The 21,641-nt window shown below is 71.2% G+C and carries 23 protein-coding genes and 1 pseudogene; 9 read left to right on the top strand and 15 right to left on the bottom strand.

What is annotated here, in order from left to right; translation table 11 throughout:
* Positions 1–147: 147 nt before the first annotated feature.
* The 3 genes from EXU32_RS11355 to EXU32_RS11365 all read right to left on the bottom strand — a co-directional run bounded on the left by EXU32_RS11355 (position 148) and on the right by EXU32_RS11365 (position 3,335).
* Positions 148–1,149, bottom strand: a complete 1,002-nt coding sequence (locus EXU32_RS11355) for a L,D-transpeptidase family protein (protein ID WP_130630008.1) — start codon at positions 1,147–1,149, stop codon at positions 148–150.
* 242 nt (positions 1,150–1,391) lie between these two features.
* Positions 1,392–2,261: an HpcH/HpaI aldolase/citrate lyase family protein gene (locus EXU32_RS11360; RefSeq protein ID WP_130630009.1), complete on the bottom strand. Its 870-nt coding sequence runs from the start codon at positions 2,259–2,261 to the stop codon at positions 1,392–1,394.
* A gap of 3 nt (positions 2,262–2,264) precedes the next feature.
* On the bottom strand, positions 2,265–3,335 hold the full coding sequence (locus EXU32_RS11365; protein WP_130630010.1) for an HpcH/HpaI aldolase/citrate lyase family protein: 1,071 nt from the start codon (positions 3,333–3,335) through the stop codon (positions 2,265–2,267).
* Positions 3,336–3,498: 163 nt separating this feature from the next.
* Between EXU32_RS11365 and EXU32_RS11370 the strand changes: the two genes are divergently transcribed.
* The 4 genes from EXU32_RS11370 to EXU32_RS11385 are packed head-to-tail and all read left to right on the top strand — an operon-like array spanning position 3,499 to position 7,060.
* Positions 3,499–4,011, top strand: a complete 513-nt coding sequence (locus tag EXU32_RS11370) for a hypothetical protein (protein WP_130630011.1) — start codon at positions 3,499–3,501, stop codon at positions 4,009–4,011.
* Between the two features lie 35 nt (positions 4,012–4,046).
* Entirely contained in the window at positions 4,047–5,321 is a 1,275-nt protein-coding gene (locus EXU32_RS11375) for a magnesium transporter MgtE N-terminal domain-containing protein (protein WP_130630012.1), read from the top strand.
* Entirely contained in the window at positions 5,314–5,871 is a 558-nt protein-coding gene (locus tag EXU32_RS11380; RefSeq protein WP_130630013.1) for a DUF1003 domain-containing protein, read from the top strand. Before EXU32_RS11375 ends, EXU32_RS11380 begins: the two co-directional genes overlap by 8 nt.
* Positions 5,872–5,917: 46 nt before the next feature.
* A complete protein-coding gene (locus EXU32_RS11385; RefSeq protein ID WP_130630014.1) occupies positions 5,918–7,060 on the top strand; it encodes an Mrp/NBP35 family ATP-binding protein in 1,143 nt (380 codons plus the stop codon).
* A gap of 77 nt (positions 7,061–7,137) precedes the next feature.
* On the opposite strand, the gene EXU32_RS11390 is transcribed toward EXU32_RS11385, so the two are convergent.
* From EXU32_RS11390 to sigE, 3 genes are read right to left on the bottom strand one after another with little or no spacing between them, the layout of a single operon-like run.
* Positions 7,138–7,512 carry a preprotein translocase subunit TatA gene (locus EXU32_RS11390; RefSeq protein WP_130630015.1) on the bottom strand — a complete coding sequence of 125 codons (375 nt, stop codon included), beginning with the start codon at positions 7,510–7,512 and terminating at the stop codon, positions 7,138–7,140.
* A gap of 3 nt (positions 7,513–7,515) precedes the next feature.
* Positions 7,516–8,910: a S1C family serine protease gene (locus EXU32_RS11395; protein WP_207233785.1), complete on the bottom strand. Its 1,395-nt coding sequence runs from the start codon at positions 8,908–8,910 to the stop codon at positions 7,516–7,518.
* Positions 8,911–8,944: 34 nt separating this feature from the next.
* Positions 8,945–9,580 carry an RNA polymerase sigma factor SigE gene (gene sigE / locus EXU32_RS11400; RefSeq protein ID WP_130631172.1) on the bottom strand — a complete coding sequence of 212 codons (636 nt, stop codon included), beginning with the start codon at positions 9,578–9,580 and terminating at the stop codon, positions 8,945–8,947.
* Positions 9,581–9,639: 59 nt separating this feature from the next.
* Here sigE and EXU32_RS11405 point away from each other — a divergent pair, with 59 nt between their 5' ends.
* On the top strand, positions 9,640–10,272 hold the full coding sequence (locus tag EXU32_RS11405; RefSeq protein ID WP_130630016.1) for an O-methyltransferase: 633 nt from the start codon (positions 9,640–9,642) through the stop codon (positions 10,270–10,272).
* A 3-nt stretch (positions 10,273–10,275) separates the two neighbouring features.
* On the opposite strand, the gene EXU32_RS11410 is transcribed toward EXU32_RS11405, so the two are convergent.
* From EXU32_RS11410 to dapE, 6 genes are all read right to left on the bottom strand, one after another.
* On the bottom strand, positions 10,276–10,629 hold the full coding sequence (locus EXU32_RS11410; RefSeq protein ID WP_130630017.1) for a hypothetical protein: 354 nt from the start codon (positions 10,627–10,629) through the stop codon (positions 10,276–10,278).
* Between the two features lie 150 nt (positions 10,630–10,779).
* Entirely contained in the window at positions 10,780–10,959 is a 180-nt protein-coding gene (locus tag EXU32_RS11415; RefSeq protein ID WP_055996295.1) for a DUF3117 domain-containing protein, read from the bottom strand.
* 118 nt (positions 10,960–11,077) lie between these two features.
* Complete coding sequence (locus EXU32_RS11420; protein WP_130630018.1) at positions 11,078–12,397, bottom strand: hypothetical protein; 1,320 nt, start codon at positions 12,395–12,397, stop codon at positions 11,078–11,080.
* The gene (locus tag EXU32_RS11425; RefSeq protein WP_130630019.1) at positions 12,375–12,680 is read right to left on the bottom strand and encodes a DivIVA domain-containing protein; all 306 of its coding nucleotides are present in this window, start codon (positions 12,678–12,680) and stop codon (positions 12,375–12,377) included. Before EXU32_RS11425 ends, EXU32_RS11420 begins: the two co-directional genes overlap by 23 nt.
* Positions 12,681–12,683: 3 nt before the next feature.
* A complete protein-coding gene (locus EXU32_RS11430; protein WP_130630020.1) occupies positions 12,684–13,460 on the bottom strand; it encodes a TIGR00730 family Rossman fold protein in 777 nt (258 codons plus the stop codon).
* A gap of 10 nt (positions 13,461–13,470) precedes the next feature.
* Positions 13,471–14,547 (bottom strand): succinyl-diaminopimelate desuccinylase, encoded by a 1,077-nt coding sequence (gene dapE / locus EXU32_RS11435; protein WP_130630021.1) that lies wholly within the window; start codon positions 14,545–14,547, stop codon positions 13,471–13,473.
* A 780-nt stretch (positions 14,548–15,327) separates the two neighbouring features.
* Here dapE and EXU32_RS17495 point away from each other — a divergent pair.
* The 3 genes and pseudogenes from EXU32_RS17495 to EXU32_RS11445 form a co-directional block, all read left to right on the top strand.
* Positions 15,328–15,384, top strand: a pseudogene (locus tag EXU32_RS17495) (hypothetical protein); the annotation flags it as partial.
* A gap of 315 nt (positions 15,385–15,699) precedes the next feature.
* Positions 15,700–16,632: a 2,3,4,5-tetrahydropyridine-2,6-dicarboxylate N-succinyltransferase gene (gene dapD, locus EXU32_RS17500; protein WP_242612980.1), complete on the top strand. Its 933-nt coding sequence runs from the start codon at positions 15,700–15,702 to the stop codon at positions 16,630–16,632.
* A gap of 1 nt (position 16,633) precedes the next feature.
* Positions 16,634–17,509 (top strand): hypothetical protein, encoded by an 876-nt coding sequence (locus tag EXU32_RS11445; protein WP_130630023.1) that lies wholly within the window; start codon positions 16,634–16,636, stop codon positions 17,507–17,509.
* A gap of 91 nt (positions 17,510–17,600) precedes the next feature.
* Here EXU32_RS11445 and EXU32_RS11450 read toward each other — a convergent pair whose 3' ends face one another.
* From EXU32_RS11450 to fdxA, 3 genes are all read right to left on the bottom strand, one after another.
* Positions 17,601–18,884, bottom strand: a complete 1,284-nt coding sequence (locus EXU32_RS11450; RefSeq protein ID WP_130630024.1) for a citrate synthase — start codon at positions 18,882–18,884, stop codon at positions 17,601–17,603.
* A gap of 153 nt (positions 18,885–19,037) precedes the next feature.
* On the bottom strand, positions 19,038–20,192 hold the full coding sequence (dapC, locus tag EXU32_RS11455; RefSeq protein WP_130630025.1) for a succinyldiaminopimelate transaminase: 1,155 nt from the start codon (positions 20,190–20,192) through the stop codon (positions 19,038–19,040).
* A 16-nt stretch (positions 20,193–20,208) separates the two neighbouring features.
* Positions 20,209–20,535 carry a ferredoxin gene (fdxA, locus tag EXU32_RS11460; protein ID WP_007923767.1) on the bottom strand — a complete coding sequence of 109 codons (327 nt, stop codon included), beginning with the start codon at positions 20,533–20,535 and terminating at the stop codon, positions 20,209–20,211.
* A gap of 22 nt (positions 20,536–20,557) precedes the next feature.
* On the opposite strand from fdxA, the gene EXU32_RS11465 reads away from it, so the two are divergent.
* Positions 20,558–21,583, top strand: coding sequence for a GNAT family N-acetyltransferase (locus EXU32_RS11465; protein WP_130630026.1), 1,026 nt, complete (start codon positions 20,558–20,560; stop codon positions 21,581–21,583).
* Positions 21,584–21,641: the final 58 nt, after the last annotated feature.

Raw genomic sequence — 21,641 nt, forward strand, 5'->3', positions numbered from 1 at the left:
CTTCGTTGTTCGTGGGGGGTTTTGCGCCAGTATCCCAGCGCGTCCCCCGTGCCGCCATGGTGTCCACGGGTGTCCTCGACCACGCCGGGCACGACGAAGGGGGCGGGGCCGCGTGGCCCCACCCCCTTCGCTGCTCGTCCTGCCGGGTCAGTAGACCCAGACGAGGCGGTTGTTGGGCATCCAGTTGTTCGCCCAGATGGCGTTCATCGCGGCATTGGAGACCCGGCAGCAACCGTGCGAGGCCGGGTAGGCCGGCACGCTGGGGTAGCCGTGCACGGCGATCCCGCCGTTGAAGTAGATCGGGCGCCACAGGCGACCGAGCGGGCCGAGGTCGCTGCCGTTGACTCGACGGAAGAAGCGGTACCGGCCGGTCGGCGTCGTGGCCGTGTGCCACCGACCGCCCTGGTAGTAGCGCTGGCCGCTGCCGGTGCTCGTGTTGAAGACCCACGCGGTGCGGCCGTTGAGCACGACGCGCAGCACCTGACGCGTGAGGTCGATCTCGACCGCGTTGCCGCTCGTGGTGCGGGACCGGGGACGGGTGAGGCGGTCGATCTTCGCCCAGGTGGCCGGACCGCAGACGCCGTCGCGGGTCAGCCCGTAGGTCTTCTGCACGGCCATGACGGCCTGCATCGTCGTGTCGCCGTACTCACCGTCGCTGCCGGAGTGCCAGTAGCCGTTGGCCCGCAGCTTGATCTGCAGCGCCTTGACGGCGGCGCCCCTGCTGCCCGGCTTGAGCATGGGGCGGGAGCCGGACGGCGGCGGGTCGGTGGGCGTCGGCGGCGGGGTCGTCGAGCCCGCGCCGAGGCGGTCGACGACCGCCCAGGTCCTGGAGCCGCAGATGCCGTCCTTGACCAGCCCGTGGTCCCCCTGGACCTTGATGACGGCGGAGCGGGTGCCGGAGCCGAAGATCCCGTCGATGCCCCCGGGTCGGTAGCCGCCCTTGGTGAGCTTGGTCTGCAGCTCGCGCACGGCGGTCCCCCGGCTACCGAGCTTGAGCAGAGGGTGGGTCGCGGCGGCGGCGGGGACGAAGAACCCGGCCCCGGTGACTGCCGTGACGGATGCCGCGGCCAACCCACCGCGCATGAGAAGTCGACGGTGGGGCGAGGCCGCAACATCGAGCATGGCGTGACGTGCTTCGTACGTGCTCATCTGAAGTTTTCCTATTCTCCTCCGTGGAGAGCCCCCTGCAGCCCCCCTTTCACCCTCAGACGCACCAGCACGTGATGTGGTTGCCCGGGTTCATCGAGATCTTACGGGCATCTTGCTCACGAATTGGTCACGACGATCACCGCCTGTGCACCACCACGACGGACGAAGGGGGGTGACCCGGCCTGGTCCGGCCGGGTCACCCCCTTCGAGCATCGCTCCCGCTGGGCGGCGGGAGGGACCACTCAGCCCCTGGCGGTGATCGCCTCGTGGGTCGCGAGGACGCGACGGGCGATGTCGACGTGCAGGTTCTCGATCATCTTCCCGTTGTGGGTGACGACGCCCTTGCCGGCGCCCTCCTCCCACGCCTGCAGGATGCCCTGCGCCTCCTCGACCGCGGCCTCGCTCGGGGCGAAGGTCGTGTTGCAGACCTCGACCTGACCGGGGTGGATCAGGGTCTTGCCGTCGAAGCCCATGTCGCGGCCCTGCTCGCACTCCGCGGTGAAGCCCTCGAGGTCCTTGACCGCGTTGTACACGCCGTCGAGGACCGCGATGCCGGCCTCACGTGCCGCCAGGAGCGACCACGACAGAGCAGTGAGAAGGGGGGCGCGCCCCGGCACGTGGTCGGCCTGCAGCTCCTTGACCAGGTCGTTGGTCCCCATGACGAAGGCGACGAGCCGGTCGGAGGCCTGCGCGATCTCACGGATGTTGAAGATCGCGGCGGGCGTCTCGATCATCGCCCAGAGCTTGGTGTGCTCGGGGGCGCCGGCGGCCTCCATGGCCGCGACGAGCTGGCGCACCTCGTCGGCCGAGTTGACCTTGGGCACGACGATACCGTGCGGGCCGGCCTTCGACGCCGCCGCGATGTCCTCGTCGTGCCACTGGGTGCCGATGCCGTTGACCCGGATCGTCAGCTCGCGGTCGCCGTACTCACCGGACTGCACTGCGGCACAGGCGGCCTCGCGCGCGGCGGGCTTGTCGTCGGGACCGACGGCGTCCTCGAGGTCGAGGATCAGGGCGTCGACCGGGAGGGTCTTGGCCTTGTCCAGCGCGCGGGCGTTGGAGCTCGGCATGTAGAGGACCGAGCGGCGGGGGGTGTAGGTGCTCTCGGTCATGGCTCAGGCCTTCGCGTAGAGCTCGGCGAGCTCCGGGTCGTTGGCCGACAGCCGCTCGGCGAGCTCGAGGATGACCATGCACTGCTTCCAGGAGGCGTCGTCCTCCATCTTGCCGTCGATCATCACGGCACCCGCACCGTCGGGCATGGCCTCCTTGACGCGGCGGGCGTGCGCGACGTCCTCCGCGGAGGGGCTGAAGACGCGCTTGGCGATCTCGATCTGCACCGGGTGCAGGCTCCAGGCGCCGACGCAACCGAGGAGGAAGGCGTTGCGGAACTGGTCCTCGCAGGCGACGGTGTCCTTGATGTCGCCGAAGGGCCCGTAGAAGGGAAAGATGCCGTGCATCGCGCAGGCGTCGACCATGCGCGCGATCGTGTAGTGCCACAGGTCCTGCTGGAAGACGGTGCGCTGGCCCTGGTAGTCGGGGCTCCCGTCGGCACCCTTGGTCGGGTCCTGCCGCACGAGGTAACCGGGGTGGCCGCCACCGACGCGGGTGGTCTTCATCCGGCGGTCGGCCGCGAGGTCGGCCGGGCCGAGCGAGATGCCCTGCATGCGCGGGCTCGCGCCGGCGATCTCCTCGACATTGGCCATGCCGCGGGCGGTCTCGAGGATCGCGTGGATCATGATCGGGCGCTGGACGCCCCCCTTCGCCTCGAGCTGCGCGAGGAGCCGGTCGACGTAGTGGATGTCCTCGGGGCCCTGGACCTTGGGGACCATGATGACGTCGAGCTTGTCGCCGACCTCGGTCACGAGGGTGGTCAGGTCGTCGAGGACCCACGGGCTGTCGAGGGCGTTGACGCGGGTCCACAGCTGGGTGTGCTCACCGAAGTCGACCTCCTTGGCGATCTTGACCAGGCCGGCGCGGGCGGCCTCCTTCTTGTCCGCGACGACGGCGTCCTCGAGGTTGCCGAGCAGCACGTCGGAGACGCCGACCATGGCGGGGACCTTGGCCGCCATCTTCTCGTTGCTCGGGTCGAAGAAGTGGATCATCCGGCTGGGGCGGGCGGGCACCTCGCGGACGGGCGTGGGTGCACCCACGGCGAGCGGGGTGAAGAAGTCCTTGGCACTACGCATGTGTGGCTCGAGTCCTCTCAGGGGGAGCGAAGGGGGATTCTCCGGGAAACCTAGCAAGCGGCCTCCCCCACTGGTTATGACCGACTTCACCCGCGGGCGCGGGAGCTCACGGTGACTGCGCGACCTGCGCCCCCGCGCACCCCCGCCCCACTACGCTGGCGACATGAGCGAGGTCAACCTCTCCGCCCTCACGACGGAGGCGCTGGGCAAGTCCGACATCCTGTGGCTGCGGCTGCCGACGGGCGAGCGGATGACGTGGTTCGCGACCGGCAGCGACGACCTCGACGGGCACGTCCTGCTCGTCTCCGGCGGCGCCGAGGACGACCTCGGCCCCCTCCCCGAGCAGCTGGAGCTAGTGCTGCGCAGCAAGGGCAACGGTGGCCGCCTGCTGACCCTGCGAGCGCGCGCCCAGGCCCTGACTCCCGACAACCCGTGGTGGGACCCCGCCGCTGCGGCCCTGCTCACCGTCCGGCTCAACGCTCCGGGCGACCTGCTGCAGAGGTGGCGCAGCGAGTCGACGATCTGGCTGCTGGCTCCCTTCGGCGCACCCGTGCAGGCCCCCGGGAGGCCCGGCCCCGACGGCAGCGCCCGCGTGGCCGCACCCGTCACCGCCGGCGCGGCCGGCACCCGCGTGCGACGCCCCTGGCACCTGGGCGGGCGCGGCCGTCGAGGCTGACCGATCCCCGTCGCACCCGCGGTTAGTCTGTGACCGTGAGTGCTCCCACCCGCTTCTACGTCGCGCGCCTGGCGAGTCTCAACGTCTTCGACCCTCTCGGTGACCAGGTCGGACGGGTGCGCGATGTCGTCGTCACCTTCTCCCCCTCCCGCAGGCCCCGGGTGATCGGTCTGGTCGTCGAGGTCCCGGGACGCCGACGCGTCTTCGTGCCGATGACCCGGGTGACCTCGGTCGAGGGCGGCCAGGTGATCACCACCGGCCTGGTCAACATGCGCCGCTTCGAGCAGCGCGCCACCGAGACCCTCGTCCTCGCCGACCTGCTCGAGCGCCCGGTGACCGTGCGCACCGACGACGGCCAGGTCGACGCGACCGTCGAGGACGTCGGCGTCGAGCAGTCCGCCAGCCGCAACTGGTCGGTGACCAAGGTCTTCGTCCGCGGTGGCCGCCAGTCCCGCCGAGGCCTCCTCGTGCGCCGCAGGGGCGAGACCTTCACCGTGCCGGTCGAGGACGTGACCGGCCTCTCCGCGTCGGTGAGCGCCGCCGAGCACTCCGCGGTCAAGCTGCTCGAGTCCGTCGAGGACCTCAAGGTCGCCGACCTCGCCGAGGTCGTCATCGACCTCGCCCCCGAGCGCCGCGAGGCGGTCATCGCCGCCCTCGACGACGACCGGCTGGCCGACATCATCCAGGAGCTCGGCGACGACGACCAGGGCGAGATCCTCGCGATGCTCACCCAGTCGCGCGCCGCCGACGTCCTCGAGGCGATGGACCCCGACGACGCGGCCGACCTCCTGTCGGTCCTGCCCCCCGAGCGGGCCGAGACGCTGCTGCAGCTGATGAAGCCCGACGACGCCGAGCCGCTGCGTCGCCTGCTCAGCTACGACGAGAACACCGCCGGTGGACTCATGACCACCGAGCCGGTCGTGCTCGCGCCCGAGGACACCGTGGCCGAGGCCCTGGCCGTCGTGCGCCGCGAGGAGATCACCGCGGCGTTGGCCGCCACCGTCTACGTCTGCCGGCCCCCGCTCGAGACCCCCACCGGCAAGTACCTCGGGATGATCCACATCCAGCGCCTGCTGCGCGAGCCGCCGCACGAGAGCATCGGCCGCTACCTCGACAAGGCGATCGACCCCCTTCGCCCGGAGGCCCCGCTCGGGCAGGTGACCCGCACGCTCGCGACGTACAACCTGATCTCGGCGCCGGTCGTCGACGAGGGCGAGCGCCTCCTCGGCGCGGTCACGGTCGACGACGTCCTCGACCACATCCTCCCGGAGGACTGGCGCGACGATCGGCACGAGGTGACCGATGACTGAGCGCCGCCAGAGCCGTGTGGACACCCCGCAGGAGGTGCGCCGCCAGCTGATCCGACGCCCGTCGGCCTTCTCCACCGAGGCCTTCGGGGTGATCTCGGAGAAGTTCGCCCGCTTCATGGGCACGCCCCGGTTCCTCATCTGGATGTCGCTCTTCGTCGTCGTGTGGCTGGCGTGGAACACCTTCGTGCCCGAGGCCGCGCAGTTCGACCCCCGGTCGCTCAACTACACGCTGCTCACGCTCATCCTGTCGCTGCAGGCCTCCTACGCCGCCCCGCTGATCCTCCTCGCGCAGAACCGTCAGGACGACCGCGACCGCGTGGCCCTCGAGCAGGACCGGGTGCAGGCCGAGCGGGCGCTCGCCGACACCGAGTACCTCACCCGCGAGGTCGCGGCGCTGCGGATCGCGCTGCGCGACGCGGCGACCCGCGACTTCATCCGCAGCGAGCTGCGGGACCTGCTCGAGGAGATGGAGACCAAGGGTCTCCAGGTCCGCCGGCGCGACGAGGTCGAGCCGGACGAGCCGACGGGTGATCCCGAACCACGCTGGTGATTAGACCCACGTGAGGCCGTGAAAAATTCGGACCTACGATGGACGCATGGCTCCCCACCCCACGATCACCGACGAGCAGCTGCGCGCCGCGCTCGAGACGGTCATCGACCCTGAGATCCGTCGCCCCATCACGGAGCTCGGCATGGTCGAGACGGCCGCTGTCGACGCCGACGGGCTCGCCACCGCGACCATCCTGCTGACCGTCTCCGGCTGCCCGATGAAGGACACGCTGACGACCGACACGACCAAGGCCCTGAGCGGCATCGAGGGCGTCACCGATGTCAAGGTCACGCTCGGCGTGATGAACGACGAGCAGCGCGCCGAGCTCAAGACCCACCTGCGCGGCGGCCAGGCCGAGAAGGAGATCCCCTTCGCCAAGCCCGGCTCGCTGACCCGCGTCTACGCGATCGCCTCGGGCAAGGGCGGCGTCGGCAAGTCGTCGATCACCGCCAACCTCGCTGCCTCGCTGGCCCAGGAGGGCCTCAAGGTGGGCGTCGTCGACGCCGACATCTACGGCTTCTCCATCCCGCGCATGCTCGGCGTCACGCACGCACCGACGCAGGTCGACGACATGATCCTGCCGCCCATCGCCTCCGAGGTGAAGGTCATCTCGATCGGGATGTTCGTCCCCGGCAACCAGCCCGTCGTGTGGCGCGGCCCGATGCTGCACCGCGCGCTGCAGCAGTTCCTCGGCGACGTCTTCTGGGGCGACCTGGACGTCCTCCTGCTCGACCTGCCGCCGGGCACCGGTGACATCGCGATCTCCATCGCCCAGCTGATCCCCAACAGCGAGATCCTCGTGGTCACGACCCCGCAGCAGGCGGCGGCCGAGGTCGCCGAGCGCGCCGGGTCGATCGCGATGCAGACCCACCAGCGCCTCGTCGGCGTCATCGAGAACATGTCCTGGCTCGAGCTGCCCGACGGGTCGCGCCAGGAGATCTTCGGCTCCGGCGGCGGCCAGTCCGTGGCCGACTCGCTGACCCGCACCATGGGCGCCGACGTGCCGCTGCTCGGCCAGATCCCGCTCGACGTCTCCCTGCGCGAGGGCTCCGACAACGGCGCCCCGACCGTGCTGTCCAACCCCGACGGGGCCGCCGCGGTCGCGCTGCGCGGCATCGCCCGTGGCCTGGCCACCCGCTCCCGCGGACTCGCCGGCCGCAGCCTGGGGCTCACCCCCACGGGTCGCTGACCACCAGCTCGACCACGACGAAGGGGGCCGAGGAGAGTTGATCTCCTCGGCCCCCCTTCGGCGTGCTCACGGTGGGCTCAGGTTGCCTCGCGGTCCCAGGGGGTGCCGGCGGGGAGCAGGGCAGCGGGCGCCGCGGCGTCGGGCTCGTCCTCGACGGAGCTCGTGCTCGCCGGCTTGTCGTCGAGACGGAAGGCGTCGTCGAGGGGCTCCAGGAGCGCCTGCTTGACGATGCGTCGCGGGTCGTACTGCCGCGGGTCGTACTGCCGCCAGTCGAGGTCCTCGTACTCGGGACCCATCTGCTCCTTGAGCTGCACCTTGGCGTCGTTGGCCATGCGACGTGCCTTGACGATGACGCGGGCCAGCTTGGCGGCGTACTCCGGCAGCTGCTTGGGGCCCAGGATGATGAAGGCGAGGAGGATCAGGACGAGGAACTCGCTCCCGTGGACCGGCATCGGTCAGCCTTCCTTCGCCGCTTCGAGGGTCATCGTGAGCTCCTGGTCCTTGCCGTCCCTGCGCACCGTCAGGGTGACCTTATCCCCCACGGCCTGAGCCCTGATCCGCGTGATCAGCTGGTCGAGGTCGGTGATCCGGCGCCCGTCCATCTCGGTGATGAGATCGCCGGGCTTGATGCCTGCGTCGTCGGCCGGTCCGCCGGGGACGACAGCATCACCGCCCGGCACGTCGGAGTCCTGCAGGACCTTGGCGCCCTCACCGCTCCAGCGCCGGTCCAGGCTCACACCGATCATCGGGTGGACCGCCTTGCCGGTGGCGATGAGCTGGTCGACCGTGCGCACCACGACGTCAGAGGGGATGGCGAAGCCCACGCCGATCGAGCCGGAGGCCTGCCCCTGCCCGGGGACCTGGGCGATCGCGGAGTTGACGCCGATGACGTTGCCGTCGCCGTCCAGGAGCGGTCCGCCGGAGTTGCCGGGGTTGATCGCCGCATCGGTCTGGATCGCGGAGATGAAGGACTCGTTCCCCGCCTCGCCGGCCGTGACCGGGCGCTCCAGCGCCGAGACGATGCCGGCGGTGACGGTCGAGCCGAGGCCGAGGGGCGAGCCCACGGCGACCACCTCGTCGCCGACGACGACGTCGCCGGAGGTACCGATCGACAGCGGCTTCAGGTCGCCGGGCGCCACCTTGAGCACGGCCAGGTCGTAGGAGGAGTCCCGGCCGACCACCGTGGCGGGCAGCCGGGTGCCGTCGGTCAGCTCGATGCTCACCTTGCCGTCGGCGCCCGCGGCGTCGACGACGTGGTCGTTGGTGACGACGTGACCGCGGTCGTCGTAGACCCAGCCGGAGCCCGTCCCCCCGTCGCCGCCAGCGCCACGCACCCGCACGGTGACGACGCTCGGCACGGCGGCGGCCGCGATGGCGGCGATCGATCCGTCGGGGCGCTGGGTCGGGTTGCCGTCGCGCTGGACGATCGTCGGCCCACCGCCGTCGTCGCCGGCCAGGAGGCTGCCGCCCGCACCACCGATGCCGCCCGCCAGGAGAGCAGCGGCCAAGGTCATCGCGCCGGCCCCCACCCAGCCGGGTCCGCGTCGACGGGGCCGGGGTGCGGGAGGCGTCGGTGCGGGGGGCGTCGGCGCGGGCGCGGCGTGCGCGTACGCCGCCGTGGGTGCGGACTCGTGGGGGTATGCGGCCACGGGGTACTGGGCCGTCTGCTCGTGGCCGGCGGGCTGCTCGAAGCTCTCGTAGGGCAGGTACGGGCTCTGCGGCACGGGTTGCGTGTGCTCGGTGCCGACGTGGCTGCTGCTCAGGTGCCCGTCGGCCGAGAAGGTCGGTCCTGCTGGCTCGGCGGGCGGGACCGAGGGGTGGGGCTCCTCACCCGGGTGCGGAGAGCTCATGCTGTGATTCTGCCTTGTCGTGCGGGCCCCGGCGTCACAGGGTGCCGGTCACCGGGCGCGCCATCGGGAAGCCGGAACCACCACGGCGGCGGCTCTCGGTGCGCGTGGACGGGGCGGGCTCCCGGTGGCTGAGGCTCTCGCGCAGGAGTGCCCGGCCGCGGTGGATGCGCGAGCGGACGGTGCCGAGCTTGATGTCGAGGGTCTCGGCGACTTCCTCGTAGGTCAGGCCCTCGATGTCGCACAGGACGACGGCGGCGCGGAACTGCGGCGGCAGCGCGTCGAGCGCCCGCTGGATGTCGGCGTCCAGGTGGTGCTCGATGTAGACCTGCTCCGGGCTGGCCGTCCCGCTGTGCAGCAGCGCCGCGAACTCGTCGGTGAGCGCGTCGAAGCGCAGCCGCTGCTTGCGGCGGGCCCGGTCGAGGAAGAGGTTGGTCGTGATGCGGTGCAGCCACCCCTCGAAGGTTCCCGGGGTGTAGCCGTCGAGCGAGCGGAAGACCCGGATGAAGACGTCGTGCGTGAGGTCCTCGGCGTCGTGGACATTGCCGGTCAGCCGGTAGGCCAGGCGGTACACCCGGGCGCCGTGCTCCTCGACGACCTCGGTCCAGGTCGGCGGGACCCAGTCGGGCCGGGGGTCTGTGGTGGTCGCGGGATCGCTGCTCACGGTGTCCATGGTCACCGCCCAACCTGAAGGAAGTCTGGGGATGCGGACCCGGACTAGGGTGGACTCCCATGACCGCCGCACAGCTCAACAGCCATGCCTACGCCGAGCAGTTCATCCCCGAGGACGAGGCCGCCGAGGCCGCTCGTCGCACCGGGAGCGAGCTCGGAGCGGTGCCGATCGGCACCGGTGGCGGCGCCGCCCTTCGCCTCCTCGCGGCCGCGGTCGGTGCCCGCCACGTCATCGAGGTCGGGACGGGGGCCGGCACCTCCGGCCTGTGGCTGCTGGGCGGCATGCCCGAGGACGGTGTGCTGACCTCCATCGAGATCGAGCCGGAGCACGCGCTGCGCGCGAAGCGCTCCTTCGCCGCTGCCGGTGTCGCCGTGCAGCGCACCCGCGTCATCACCGGTCGCGCCCTCGACGTCCTGCCGCGGATGAACGACGCGTCCTACGACCTCGTGCACATCGATGCCGACAAGGAGGGCTACCCCGACTACGTCGAGCACGCCATCCGGCTGCTGCGGCCCGGCGGGGTGCTGGCCATGGACAACATGCTCTGGCACGACCGGGTGGCCGACCCCGCGTCGCGCGATGCCACGACCGTCCTGCTGCGCGACCTCGGCAAGCAGCTGCGTGACGACGACCGGCTCATCCCCAGCCTGCTGCCGGTGGGCGACGGGCTCTTCGCGGCCGTCAAGCGCTGAGCGTCAGCTCCCGGGACCGGGTCCGCGGCGGAATTGCGCGGGACCCTCGGCGATCGCGACGACTTCGAAGGGCGTGATCTCCGTCGGGGCCGACCCGATGATCTGGCTGCCGGCGGAGTCGGCCGCCTTGCCGGTGAAGTCCTCGCAGAACTCGTCCCGGTCCTTGGCCGCGTCGAAGACGTAGGTGCCTTCGAACCACTCGCCCTCGACCATCCGCCAGGTCTTGAAGGCCAGTCCGTCGAGGAACATGAAGTTGGCCATCGAGGTCCCGACCACGTACTCGCGCAGACGCGCGGCGACATCGGTGGGTGCGTCGGTCAGCGACCAACGGACGGCGAGTCCATATCCAGCGTTCATTCGCAATCCCCTCGGGCCCGAGGGCCAGTCAGCAGTGTCCGAGCACCGTAACCAGTGGCCCTGACGCGGGACAGCCCCGTGTCATCATCCGAACGCCCGGGTACGCGAGAGCCCCCGGACGCACGGCGTCCGGGGGCTCCTCGACGGGGACTACTTCTTCTGCAGGCCCTCGCAGCTGTCGATGGCCTCACCGAGGGCGAGGACCTCGTCCGGCTTCATCTCCACGACGAGCCGGCCACCGCCCTCGAGCGGCATGCGCAGGACGATGCCGCGACCCTCCTTGACGACCTCGAGCGGGCCGTCCCCCGTGCGTGGCTTCATTGCCGCCATGTGCGTTCCCTTCGGTCCAAAACCGACCAGTGCCTCACCAGCCGGCGGCGCATCCGCGCCAACGCTTGCGCTCATTATCCACCCCGGCGATGCCGTCGGCCTAATCAGGGGTACGGCGTCACGGCGGGGTGACGTGCCACGGCACGTAGGGAAGCAGGCCGCACGACCAGGCGACGACGCCGAGCGCCAGGAGCACGACGACGACCACCGCGCGACGGCGCCAGTGCCGCACGACCCGACCCCCGGTCGAGGTCCGCATGGTGACCGACGCCAGCAGGGCCATGAGGGGGAAGTCGAGCAGCAGGAAGCGCCACATGCTGGTGATCGGTCGCACGACCGCGAAGAGGTAGAGCGGGTAGACGAGCGCCCACATCCGCACCTCCAGCGGGATCCACGCACCGTGCCGACCGATGACGAGCGCGAGGTAGGTGCCGACGAGGGCGACCATGACCACGAGCGAGAAGAGCCCGCGCTGCTCCCAGGCCCAGCTGAACCACAGGACGAAGGGGCCGACGTCGGGGCGCTGACCCCATGCGGCCTGCACCTGGAAGAAGGCGTCCGGCAGGCCCGACAGGTAGCCGACGGTGACGGGCCACGCGACCCCCGAGACCCCGGTGGCCAGGCACATGATGACGATCCGCAGCCGGTCGTGGGCGAAGGGAGCGGTGCCGCTCGACCGTTCCTCCCGCCAGCGCAGCCACAGGTGGGCGAGCACCGCCAGCCCGAGCGGCGCGGCGACCCCCCGGGTGAAGCCGAGCAGGAGGGCGATGAGCGCGACCGTGAGGTAGCGGCCGCGCATGAGCATCAGGAGCGAGCCGGCGATGAGTGCCGCCGCGAGCGCCTCCGTGTAGGGCAGGACCATCACCCCGGTGGCGGGGTAGAAGCACCACAGGGCCGCGGCGACGAAGGCGAGCCGCTCGCGGGCGGGCTGGCTGGCGGCGTGGCCGGGGAAGCTCATGACCTTCCACACCAGGAGGGTCGCGGCGGCGCCGAGCGCGAGGTTGAGCAGGATCGCCGAGGCGGTGAAGCCCAGCCCGGTGAGCATGATCAGCCGCACCATGGCGGGGAAGAGCGGGAAGAAGGCCCACGCGCTGTAGGTGATCTGCCCTGTCTCGGGGTCCGACGGAAGGGGGATGGGATAGCCGTCGGTGACGATGCGCCGGTACCACTCGGTGTCCCACAGCCGGAACATGTCGGCCAGCCCCGGGTGGAGGTGACCGACCCCGGCGGGCGACTGGTAGTAGTGGGCCGCGATCCAGATGGCGAGCACCGCCACGACCCGACTGATCGCGTAGATGACGAGCAGCGAGCGCACCGGACGCGCCAGCACCGCCCGACCGATCTCGGATCGGCCGGCGGAGGTGCGCCACCGCGCGGGGCGGGGGGCTCCCCCTTCGCCGGCGGTGGTCGCGGTGTCAGACGAGGCCGGTGCCGTCATCACGCCGCTCGACGGGGCGGTCCGCGCGCTCCTCCAGCTCGGCGACCCGCCGCTGGAGGTGGTCGAGCACGTCGTCGACCTGGTCCATCCGGTACCCGCGCAGGGCGGTGTCGAAGCGGACCTGGTCGATGTCGTCGGCCCGCCAGTCGGTGTCCGGCAGCCCGTGGTGCGGCGCGGTGCCGACCGCCTCGGCCATCGGGTCCGGGCTGAGGCGGCCGGCGAGCACCGCGGCGAGGACCAGCACGACGAGCACGGCCACCAGGGCGAAGAGGATCCAGACCATCGACTACTCCGGCTGCTTCGGGGTCTCGGGACGCACGCGTGCCGACTCCCGCTTGACGTGCTCGACGGCGTCGACGAGGTCGTCGGTCACGTAGAGCCGGTCGATGTCGTCGGCGCTGATCATCCCGCCCTCGAGGACGGAGTCGCGCAGCCAGTTCAGCAGCCCGGCCCAGTACTCGGTGCCGATGAGCACGATCGGGAAGCCGGTCACCTTGCCGGTCTGGGCGAGGGTCACTGCCTCGAAGACCTCGTCGAGGGTGCCGAAGCCACCGGGCAGCACGAGGAAGCCCTCGCTGTACTTGACGAACATCGTCTTGCGGGCGAAGAAGTAGCGGAAGTTGATGCCGAGGTCGCAGTAGGGGTTCAGGCCCGCCTCGAAGGGCAGCTCGATCCCGAGCCCGACGCTCGTGCCGCCGGCCTCACGGGCTCCCCGGTTGGCCGCCTCCATCGCGCCGGGGCCTCCCCCGGTGATGACCGCGTACCCCGCCTCGGCGACCAGCCGGCCGAGCTCGACGCCGTCGGCGTAGCGCGGGGAGTCGGTCGGGGTGCGGGCGCTGCCGAAGATGCTCACGGCCGGACCGAGCTCGGCGAGCGCGCCGAAGCCCTCGACGAACTCGGCCTGGATGCGCAGCACCCGCCAGGGGTCGGTGTGCAACCAGTCGGCGTGGCCCTTGTCGTCGAGGAGTCGCTGGTCGGTCGTCGACTTGGGCACCTGGCGGCCACGCATGAGCACGGGGCCCTTGTGGTACCAGCGTTCTGAGTTCTTCCCCTGATCCGTCACGGTCGCGACCCTACGCGAGCCACCGGAGCACGGCCTGCTCCGCGGTGACGATCTGCTCGACCGGGCAGCGCTCCTCGTCGTGGTGCGCGAGGTTGGGGTCGCCGGGGCCGAAGTTGACCGCGGGGATGCCGAGCGTGGAGAAGCGGGCGACGTCGGTCCAGCCCTCCTTGGGCCCGACGGGGACACCGAGGGCGGCGACGAAGGCCTGGGCGGCCGGCAGGTCGAGCCCGGGGCGGGCACCCTCGGCCAGGTCGCGCACGTGCAGCTCGCGGCCGGGCAGGACGGTCTGCACGTAGGCCAGCGCGGCCTCGGCGTCCTTGTCGGGGGCAAAGCGGTAGTTGATGAGCACGGTGCAGCTGTCGGGGATGACATTGCCCGCGATGCCGCCGGTGATGCCGACGGCCTGTAGCGCCTCGTGGTAGTCCAGCCCGTCGACGTGGACGGTCGCCTCCTCGTGGGCGGCGAGTGCGGCGAGGACCTCGTGGGCGTCGTGGATCGCGTTGTGGCCGTTCCACGGGCGGGCGGAGTGCGCGGCGATGCCCTTCAGCCGCACCTCGACCCGCATGGTGCCCTTGCAGCCGCCCTCGACGGCCGCGTTGGTCGGCTCGAGCAGGACGGCGAAGTCCGCGGCGAGCAGGTCCGGGTCGGACTCGGCGAGCAGCTGCAGCCCGTTGTGGATCGCGTCGACCTCCTCGGCCTCGTAGAAGAGGAAGGTGATGTCGCGGCTCGGCTCCTCGAGGAGGGCGGCCTTGAGCTGGACGGCGACGCCTCCCTTCATGTCGACGGTGCCGCGGCCCCACAGGACCTCGACGCCGCCGACCTGCTCGCGGCGGACCGGCAGGTTGGCCGGCTCGCTCGTGAGAGGCACGGTGTCGATGTGTCCGGCGAGCACGACCCGCTCCTCGCGGCCGAGGTGGGTGCGGGCGATGACGGTGTTGCCCCGGCGGATCACCTCGAGATGACGAAGGGGGGTCAGCGCGGCCTCGATCGCGTCCGCGATGGCCGCCTCGTCGTGGCTGACCGACTCGATGTCGCACAGCTGCTGGGTGAGGGTCACGACGTCGGCGGTGAGGTCCAGGCTCGGCATGCCCGCCAGCCTATGGCGTCGGGCCCAGCCCGGTGCCGGCACCCGGCGCCGGCACCCGAGATCCCGTCCTGGCCGCTCCGGCCGTGACTCACGCCGTGAATCACTGATGCAGGCTCGGCACCTCGGCACCTCGTCCCGGCTACTCCGGCCGTGACTCACGACGTGAATCGCGATGCGGGCTCGGCACCTCGGCACCTCGTCCCGGCTACTCCGGCCATGACTCATGGCATGAATCGCGATGCATGGGATGAGTCATGGCCGGAGGGGCAGGAGACCTCCTGCAACAAACCTGCGGAAGCCCGCGCACGCCATCGCCCCGGAACTCCGCCATCACCCCGGACTCGGCAATCCACACCCCTCGCCGAAGGACGCCGTCGGCCCACAGGCGTGGAGACCTCCGGCGGTACGGCGCCCGGGCACCGAGTATGGAGCATGGCCCCCGATCCGGACCCCGACCCCGCCGCTGATGCTGACCCCGCCGCCGAACCAGACCCCGCCGCCGAACCAGACCGCGCCGCCGAACCAGACGCGATCCTGTGCCCGATGCCCTGCGCCCGATGCGACGAGATGGGCCCCGGCGGTTGCGAGGACTGCCTCGACTGCCTCCTCTGGCCGGAGGTCCCCCCGGCCAGCTCGCCCCGCGAGATCGCGCCGCTCACGGGTCCGATCGCCCCCACGATGACCGAGGACCTGCGTCGCCGCCGTTCCGCCCTCGACATCGGTTCACGGATCGGGTTGGTGAGCCGCCGCTACCGTCGCGAGCACGACCTGAGCCAGCGGATGCTCGCCGACGAGCTCGGCTGGACCCAGCCGAGCGTCAACCGGGCAGAGCGCGATGCAGCGCCGTTGAGCCTGCATCGGGCCGGGGCCTTCCTGAGGCACGTGGGCTACCGACTGGCCGTCGTGCCCGTCCACGGTGACGCGGCGGTCGCCCTGGGGGAGGATCCGGACGAGGCCTGGGGCGCGCCCGACCTGATCGCCCGGGACGCCCTCGGTCGGCGTCCGCCGCCCCACGCCGAGGTCTCGTGGAACCCGGCCATCGATCGGAGGCTGATGGCGGGTGCCCGCGGTCACGAGAACCCGTGGACGTGGCGTGTCCACAGGCGGCAAGCAGTTGTCCGGCACGCGGCAGGGTTTCGTAGGATCGGGTCCATGACGACGACGCGCGCAGCCTGGGGCCACGGAGTGGCCACCGTGACGACCGACGGATCGGTCCTGGACACCTGGTACCCGGAGCCGACCCTGGGCGAGGCCCCCGAGGCCGTCCAGGTGCCCGAGGAGCTGCTGGCCCTCGCCGGTGCGGACGAGGCCCGCGGCGTGCGCACCGAGGTCGTGACCGTCGCCATCGACCTCGACGCCGCCCCCGAGGGCGCGTCCGACGCCTACCTGCGGCTGCACCTGCTCTCCCACCGCCTCGCGGCGCCCAACTCGATCAACCTCGACGGCCTCTTCGGCCAGCTGAGCAATGTCGTGTGGACCAACCACGGTCCGTGCCCGGTCGAGGGCTTCGAGGCCACCCGTGCCCGGCTGCGCGCCCGCGGTCCCGTCCAGGTGACGAGCATCGACAAGTTCCCCCGCCTCACCGATTACGTCACCCCGTCGGGCGTGCGCATCGGCGACGCCGACCGTGTCCGCCTCGGCGCCCACCTCGCCTCCGGCACGACCGTCATGCACGAGGGCTTCGTCAACTTCAACGCCGGGACCCTGGGCACCTCCATGGTCGAGGGCCGGATCAGCCAGGGCGTCGTCGTCGGCGACGGCTCCGACATCGGTGGCGGCGCGTCGACGATGGGCACCCTCTCCGGCGGCGGCACGCAGCGCGTCTCGATCGGCGAGCGCTGCCTCGTCGGCGCCGAGGCCGGCGTGGGCATCGCGCTGGGCGACGACTGCGTCGTCGAGGCGGGCCTCTACGTGACCGCCGGGACCAAGGTCACCCTGCCCGACAGCACGGTCGTCAAGGCCGCCGAGCTCTCCGGCCGCAACGGCCTGCTCTTCGTCCGCAACTCGGTCACGGGCACCGTCGAGGCCCGCGACCGCACCGGTGACGGCATCGCGCTCAACGACGCGCTGCACGCCAACGACTGACGTGACCGGACGCGAGCACCCACCCCTGGTCGACGAGCGCGGCCCCCGGTGGCCCATCGCCGTGGCGATCGTGTGCGTGCTCGCGCTCGTCGTGGGCATCGGGGTGTGGTTCACCCGCGATCGCATCGGCCTCTTCCGCAGCGAGGAGTGCCGGGCGACCGCGCTCGATCAGAGCGTGACCTTCCAGCCCGACCAGATGCACAACGCGAGCACCATCGTCCTCATCGCGGTCAAGCGCGGCATGCCCGCACGCGCCGGCAGCATCGGGATCGCCACGGCCATCCAGGAGTCCAAGCTGCGCAACCTCTCCTACGGTGACCGTGACTCGGTCGGCCTCTTCCAGCAGCGGCCGAGCCAGGGCTGGGGCACCGTGGAGCAGCTGCAGGAGCCCGTCTTCGCCACCAACGCCTTCTACGACGCCCTGGTCAAGGTCGACGGCTGGCAGGACATGGTGATCACCGAGATCGCCCAGGAGGTCCAGCGCAGCGGGTTCCCCGAGGCCTATGCCGACCACGAGCGAGAAGGCCGGATCATCGCCTCCGCCATGAGCGGCCACTCCCCCGAGGGATTCGTCTGCCGGCTCGACGACCCGACGGCCGCCGGCCGCCCCGACACCTTCGTCCGGGCGCTGTCCGAGGAGACCGGGCAGACGGCCACCGCCACCGGGCAGGTCATCACGGTCGACGCCACCGACGACCGGCACGCCTGGGCGGTCGGCGCCTGGTCCGTCGCCCAGGCCCAGGCCCGCAACGTCGTCACGGTTCAGGTCGGTGCACGCGAGTGGTCGCGCGGCGGGGGCGACGGCGCCATGCGCTGGACCGACGCCCAGACCCCGGTCCCCGCGGGCCAGGTCGTCGTCACCCTCCACGAGGGCTGAGCCGCTCCCCCCTTCGTGCATTGCCACAGGGGAAGGCAACGACCCCCTCCGCCCGTGAGGACGAAGGGGGTCGGTGTGGCGGTGCTGTGGGTCAGCGGTTGTCGATGCCCACGTAGTCACGCTCGGTGGGACCGGTGTAGATCTGGCGCGGACGGCCGATCTTGGTCTCGGGGTCCTCGATCATCTCGCGCCACTGGGCGATCCAGCCCGGGAGGCGACCGATGGCGAAGAGCGCGGTGAACATCTTCGGCTGGAAGCCCATGGCCGTGTAGATCAGGCCCGTGTAGAAGTCCACGTTGGGGTAGAGCTTGCGCTCGACGAAGTAGTCGTCGGCCAGCGCGATCTCCTCGAGCTTCATGGCGATCTCGAGCTGCTCGTCGCCACCCATCTTCTCGAGGATGGTGTGGGCCGTCTCCTTGACGATGGCCGCACGCGGGTCGTAGCTCTTGTAGACGCGGTGCCCGAAGCCCATGAGCCGGACGCCGTCCTCCTTGTTCTTCACCCGCTTCATGAAGGTCTCGGCGCCGTCGTCGGACGCCTGGATCTTGTCGAGCATCTCCAGGACGGCCTGGTTGGCGCCACCGTGCAGCGGGCCGGACAGCGCGTGGATGCCTGCCGAGACGGAGTTGAACATGTTGGCGTGGGCCGAGCCGACGAGACGCACGGTCGACGTGGAGCAGTTCTGCTCGTGGTCGGCGTGCAGGATGAAGAGCTGGTCGAGCGCGGCGACGATCTCGGGGTCGAGGTCGTAGGGCTCGGCCGGGAAGCCGAAGGTCATCCGCAGGAAGTTCTCGGTCAGGTTGAGCGAGTTGTCCGGGTACAGGAAGGGCTGGCCGACGCTCTTCTTGTGCGCGTAGGCGGCAATGGTCGGCAGCTTGGCCAGGAGGCGGATGGTCGAGATCTCGACCTGCTCCGGGTCGAAGGGGTCGAGGCTGTCCTGGTAGAAGGTGCCCAGCGCCGAGACGGCGGAGGAGAGCACCGGCATCGGGTGCGCGTCGCGCGGGAAGCCGTTGAAGAAGGCCTTGAGGTCCTCGTGCAGCATCGTGTGGCGCGAGATGCGCTCCTCGAAGCCACCGAGCTGGTCGGCCGTCGGCAGCTCGCCGTAGATGAGCAGGTAGGCGACCTCGACGAAGGTCGACTTGCCCGCCAGCTGCTCGATCGGGTACCCGCGGTAGCGCAGGATGCCCGCGTCGCCGTCGATGTAGGTGATGTCGCTCTTGCAGGAGGCGGTGTTGACGAAGCCCACGTCGAGCGTCGTGTTGCCGGTCTCCTTCATCAGCGAGGAGATGTCGTATCCGTCGTTGCCCTCGTTGGCCGAGACGAGGGGGAAGGTCAGGTCCTTGCCTGCGGCGGAGAAGGTGGCATCAGCGGTCATAGGTATCTGCCCTTCGGTCGTTCCGTGCCGCGGAGGCGGTGGCCCCGGGCATGCGGTTTCGTCCCAAAACTACCTCAGCGGTGGGCTGGATCACCACGCGGGTACCGCCCAGCGGACCGCCGCGTGTGCATCAGGCGGACCGCCGCGTGTGCGTCAGGAGCACAGGCGTGCGGCGGCCGCCGCGATGCGCTCGTCGCTCGCCGACAGCGCGACCCGCACGTGCTGGGCACCCGCGGCGCCGTAGAAGTCGCCGGGTGCCACGAGGATGCCCAGGTCGGCCAGCCGGTCGACGGTGACCCGGCACGGCTCACCCGCGGTGGCCCACAGGTAGAGGCCCGCTGCGGAGTCGTCGATGCGCATGCCGAAGCCCTCGAGCGCTGGGCGCAGCACCTCGCGCCGCGCACGGTAGCGCTCGCGCTGCGCGGCGACGTGCTCGTCGTCGCGCACCGCCGCGAGCAGCGCCCGCTGCACGGGCCAGGGCACGATCATCCCGGCGTGCTTGCGCACCTCGAGCAGCTGCCGGACCAGCGTCGGGTCACCGGCGACGAAGGCCGCGCGGTAGCCGGCGAGGTTGGACTGCTTGGAGGTCGAGTAGACGGCGAGCAGGCCCTCGGTGGAGCCACCGGTGACCCGCGGGTCGAGGATCGACGGGGTCGTCGGCAGGTCGGCGTAGGTCTGCCCGCGCTCCTCCTCGGAGCGCCAGTCGAGCTCGGCGTAGCACTCGTCGGAGGCGACGACCACACCGCGCGCCCGGGCCCACGCGACGACCTTGGCCAGGTGCTCCACACCGAGGACCTTGCCCGTCGGGTTGCTCGGGGTGTTGAGCCAGAGCAGCTTGGGTGCGCTCGAGGGGGTCGTCGGACCGAAGGCGGTCGTGGCGTCAGCGGCGAAGGGGGTCGCCCCCGCGATCCGTGCGCCCACGTCGTAGGTCGGGTAGGCGACCCGAGGGAAGGCGACGACGTCGCCGGCCCGCAGACCGAGCAGGGTCGGCAGCCACGCGACGAGTTCCTTGGAGCCGATCGTCGGCATGATGCCGTCGGGGTCCAGACCGGGCGCACCGCGACGGCGGGCGAACCACTCGGCGATGCCCTCACGCAGGTCCGGCGTGCCCCACGTCTGCGGGTAGCCGGGTGCATCGGACGCCTCGCGCAGGGCGTCCTGGACGACCTCGGGGGTGGCGTCGACGGGGGTGCCGACCGACAGGTCGACGATCCCCTCCCCCTTCGCCTCGTCGGCAGATGAAAAGGCTCTCGCCCGCTCCTTGGCAGGAGCGAGCGAGTCCCATGGGAAGTCAGGTAAAGACGTCACGAATCGTCACGCTGCGTCATTCGTCGTGCTCCTGCGGGGGCAGAGCGGCCACGATCGGGTGGTCCTTGTCGATCATGCCCATCTTGGCCGCGCCGCCGGGGCTGCCGAGGTCGTCGAAGAACTCGACATTGGCCTTGTAGAAGTCCGCCCACTCCTCAGGAGTGTCGTCCTCGTAGTAGATGGCCTCGACGGGGCACACCGGCTCGCACGCACCGCAGTCGACGCACTCGTCGGGGTGGATGTAGAGACTGCGCTTGCCCTCGTAGATGCAGTCGACGGGGCATTCCTCGATGCAGGCCTTGTCCTTGAGGTCGACACAAGGCTGCGCAATCACGTACGTCATGCCCCACATACTATGTCGCTCCATGAGCGATCTGATGGTGGGTCTCACCACAGGCACCCGCGTCGCGGTCCGGACGCAGATCGACCCCGCCCCGGCGCACGGCCCGACCCTGACCGACACGGTCGGCGAGCTCCTCGCCCTCGACGACGAGCAGGTGCACATCGCCACCCGCACCGGCGAGGTGGTCCTGCGCCGCGACCTCGTCGTCGCGGCCCGCGCCATCCCCCCGAAGCCGACCCGCCGCGGCGCCCCCCACCGCGCCATCACCATCGAGGACCTGCACCTCGTCATGACCAAGGGACAGCCCGGCCTCGATGAGGACTGGCTGGGGACGAAGGGAGCGGGCTGGCTCCTGCGCGCCGGCGCCGGGTGGACCGGACGGTCCAACTCGGCCCTGCCCGTGGGCGATCCCGGCCTGCCCCTGCCCGAGGCGGTCGACGCGGTCGAGTCCTGGTACCGCGAGCGCGAGCTCGCGCCGGTCGTCATGCTCCCTCGGCCGGTCGGTGCCGGCACGAGCGACGACCCGCTCGGAGCCCTTCTGCTGCAGCGCGGTTGGCTCGAGGGCCATCCCGCCGACGTGCTCACCGGCCGGACCGAGACGCTGCTGCACGGCGCCGGTCCCTCCCCCACCGGGTACTCGCTGCAGGCCAGCGACGCCGCGGACGAGGCGTGGCTGGCGGGCGGCTCACCACGACTGCTCCAGCACCTCGACGCCGCGCGGCGGATCCTGGCGCTTCCACCGCGTCAGGTCTTCCTCACCGCCCGCGACGCCGCAGGCCACGTCGCCGGCGTCGTGCGCGTGGCCCTGGCCGACGGGTGGGCCGGCATCTTCGGCCTGCACGTCGACCCCGACCACCGCGGGCGAGGCCTGGGCCGCTGGCTGACGGTCGAGGCCCTGCGCGCGGCCGCCGACGCCGGCGCCTCACTCACCTACCTGCAGGTCGAGCCGGGCAACGAGCCCGCCCAACGCCTCCACCGGGGGCTCGGCATGACCGCGCACCACGACTACGTGTACCTGGCCAGGCTTCAGGATTCCGCACGACCTTAAGGAGATGCGGACCCTGGGCCGCACGACCTTAAGGAGATACCCCCCAGGATCCGCACGA

It is taken from the genome of Janibacter limosus (genome assembly GCF_004295485.1).
In the GTDB taxonomy this organism is placed as follows: Bacteria; Actinomycetota; Actinomycetes; order Actinomycetales; family Dermatophilaceae; genus Janibacter; species Janibacter limosus_A.

Bases quoted from the DNA above. Each gene is read 5' to 3' on its own strand.
- EXU32_RS11365 (WP_130630010.1), bottom strand. From the start codon at position 3,335: ATGCGTAGTGCCAAGGACTTCTTCACCCCGCTCGCCGTGGGTGCACCC.
- dapE (WP_130630021.1), bottom strand. From the start codon at position 14,547: ATGCCGAGCCTGGACCTCACCGCCGACGTCGTGACCCTCACCCAGCAG.
- dapD (WP_242612980.1), top strand. From the start codon at position 15,700: ATGACGACGACGCGCGCAGCCTGGGGCCACGGAGTGGCCACCGTGACG.
- EXU32_RS11425 (WP_130630019.1), bottom strand. From the start codon at position 12,680: ATGGTCTGGATCCTCTTCGCCCTGGTGGCCGTGCTCGTCGTGCTGGTC.
- EXU32_RS11360 (WP_130630009.1), bottom strand. From the start codon at position 2,261: ATGACCGAGAGCACCTACACCCCCCGCCGCTCGGTCCTCTACATGCCG.
- EXU32_RS11405 (WP_130630016.1), top strand. From the start codon at position 9,640: ATGACCGCCGCACAGCTCAACAGCCATGCCTACGCCGAGCAGTTCATC.
- EXU32_RS11390 (WP_130630015.1), bottom strand. From the start codon at position 7,512: ATGCCGGTCCACGGGAGCGAGTTCCTCGTCCTGATCCTCCTCGCCTTC.
- EXU32_RS11385 (WP_130630014.1), top strand. From the start codon at position 5,918: ATGGCTCCCCACCCCACGATCACCGACGAGCAGCTGCGCGCCGCGCTC.
- EXU32_RS11395 (WP_207233785.1), bottom strand. From the start codon at position 8,910: ATGAGCTCTCCGCACCCGGGTGAGGAGCCCCACCCCTCGGTCCCGCCC.
- sigE (WP_130631172.1), bottom strand. From the start codon at position 9,580: ATGGACACCGTGAGCAGCGATCCCGCGACCACCACAGACCCCCGGCCC.
- EXU32_RS11380 (WP_130630013.1), top strand. From the start codon at position 5,314: ATGACTGAGCGCCGCCAGAGCCGTGTGGACACCCCGCAGGAGGTGCGC.
- EXU32_RS11370 (WP_130630011.1), top strand. From the start codon at position 3,499: ATGAGCGAGGTCAACCTCTCCGCCCTCACGACGGAGGCGCTGGGCAAG.
- EXU32_RS11420 (WP_130630018.1), bottom strand. From the start codon at position 12,397: ATGACGGCACCGGCCTCGTCTGACACCGCGACCACCGCCGGCGAAGGG.
- EXU32_RS11465 (WP_130630026.1), top strand. From the start codon at position 20,558: ATGAGCGATCTGATGGTGGGTCTCACCACAGGCACCCGCGTCGCGGTC.
- EXU32_RS11355 (WP_130630008.1), bottom strand. From the start codon at position 1,149: ATGAGCACGTACGAAGCACGTCACGCCATGCTCGATGTTGCGGCCTCG.
- EXU32_RS11410 (WP_130630017.1), bottom strand. From the start codon at position 10,629: ATGAACGCTGGATATGGACTCGCCGTCCGTTGGTCGCTGACCGACGCA.
- EXU32_RS11450 (WP_130630024.1), bottom strand. From the start codon at position 18,884: ATGACCGCTGATGCCACCTTCTCCGCCGCAGGCAAGGACCTGACCTTC.
- fdxA (WP_007923767.1), bottom strand. From the start codon at position 20,535: ATGACGTACGTGATTGCGCAGCCTTGTGTCGACCTCAAGGACAAGGCC.
- EXU32_RS11415 (WP_055996295.1), bottom strand. From the start codon at position 10,959: ATGGCGGCAATGAAGCCACGCACGGGGGACGGCCCGCTCGAGGTCGTC.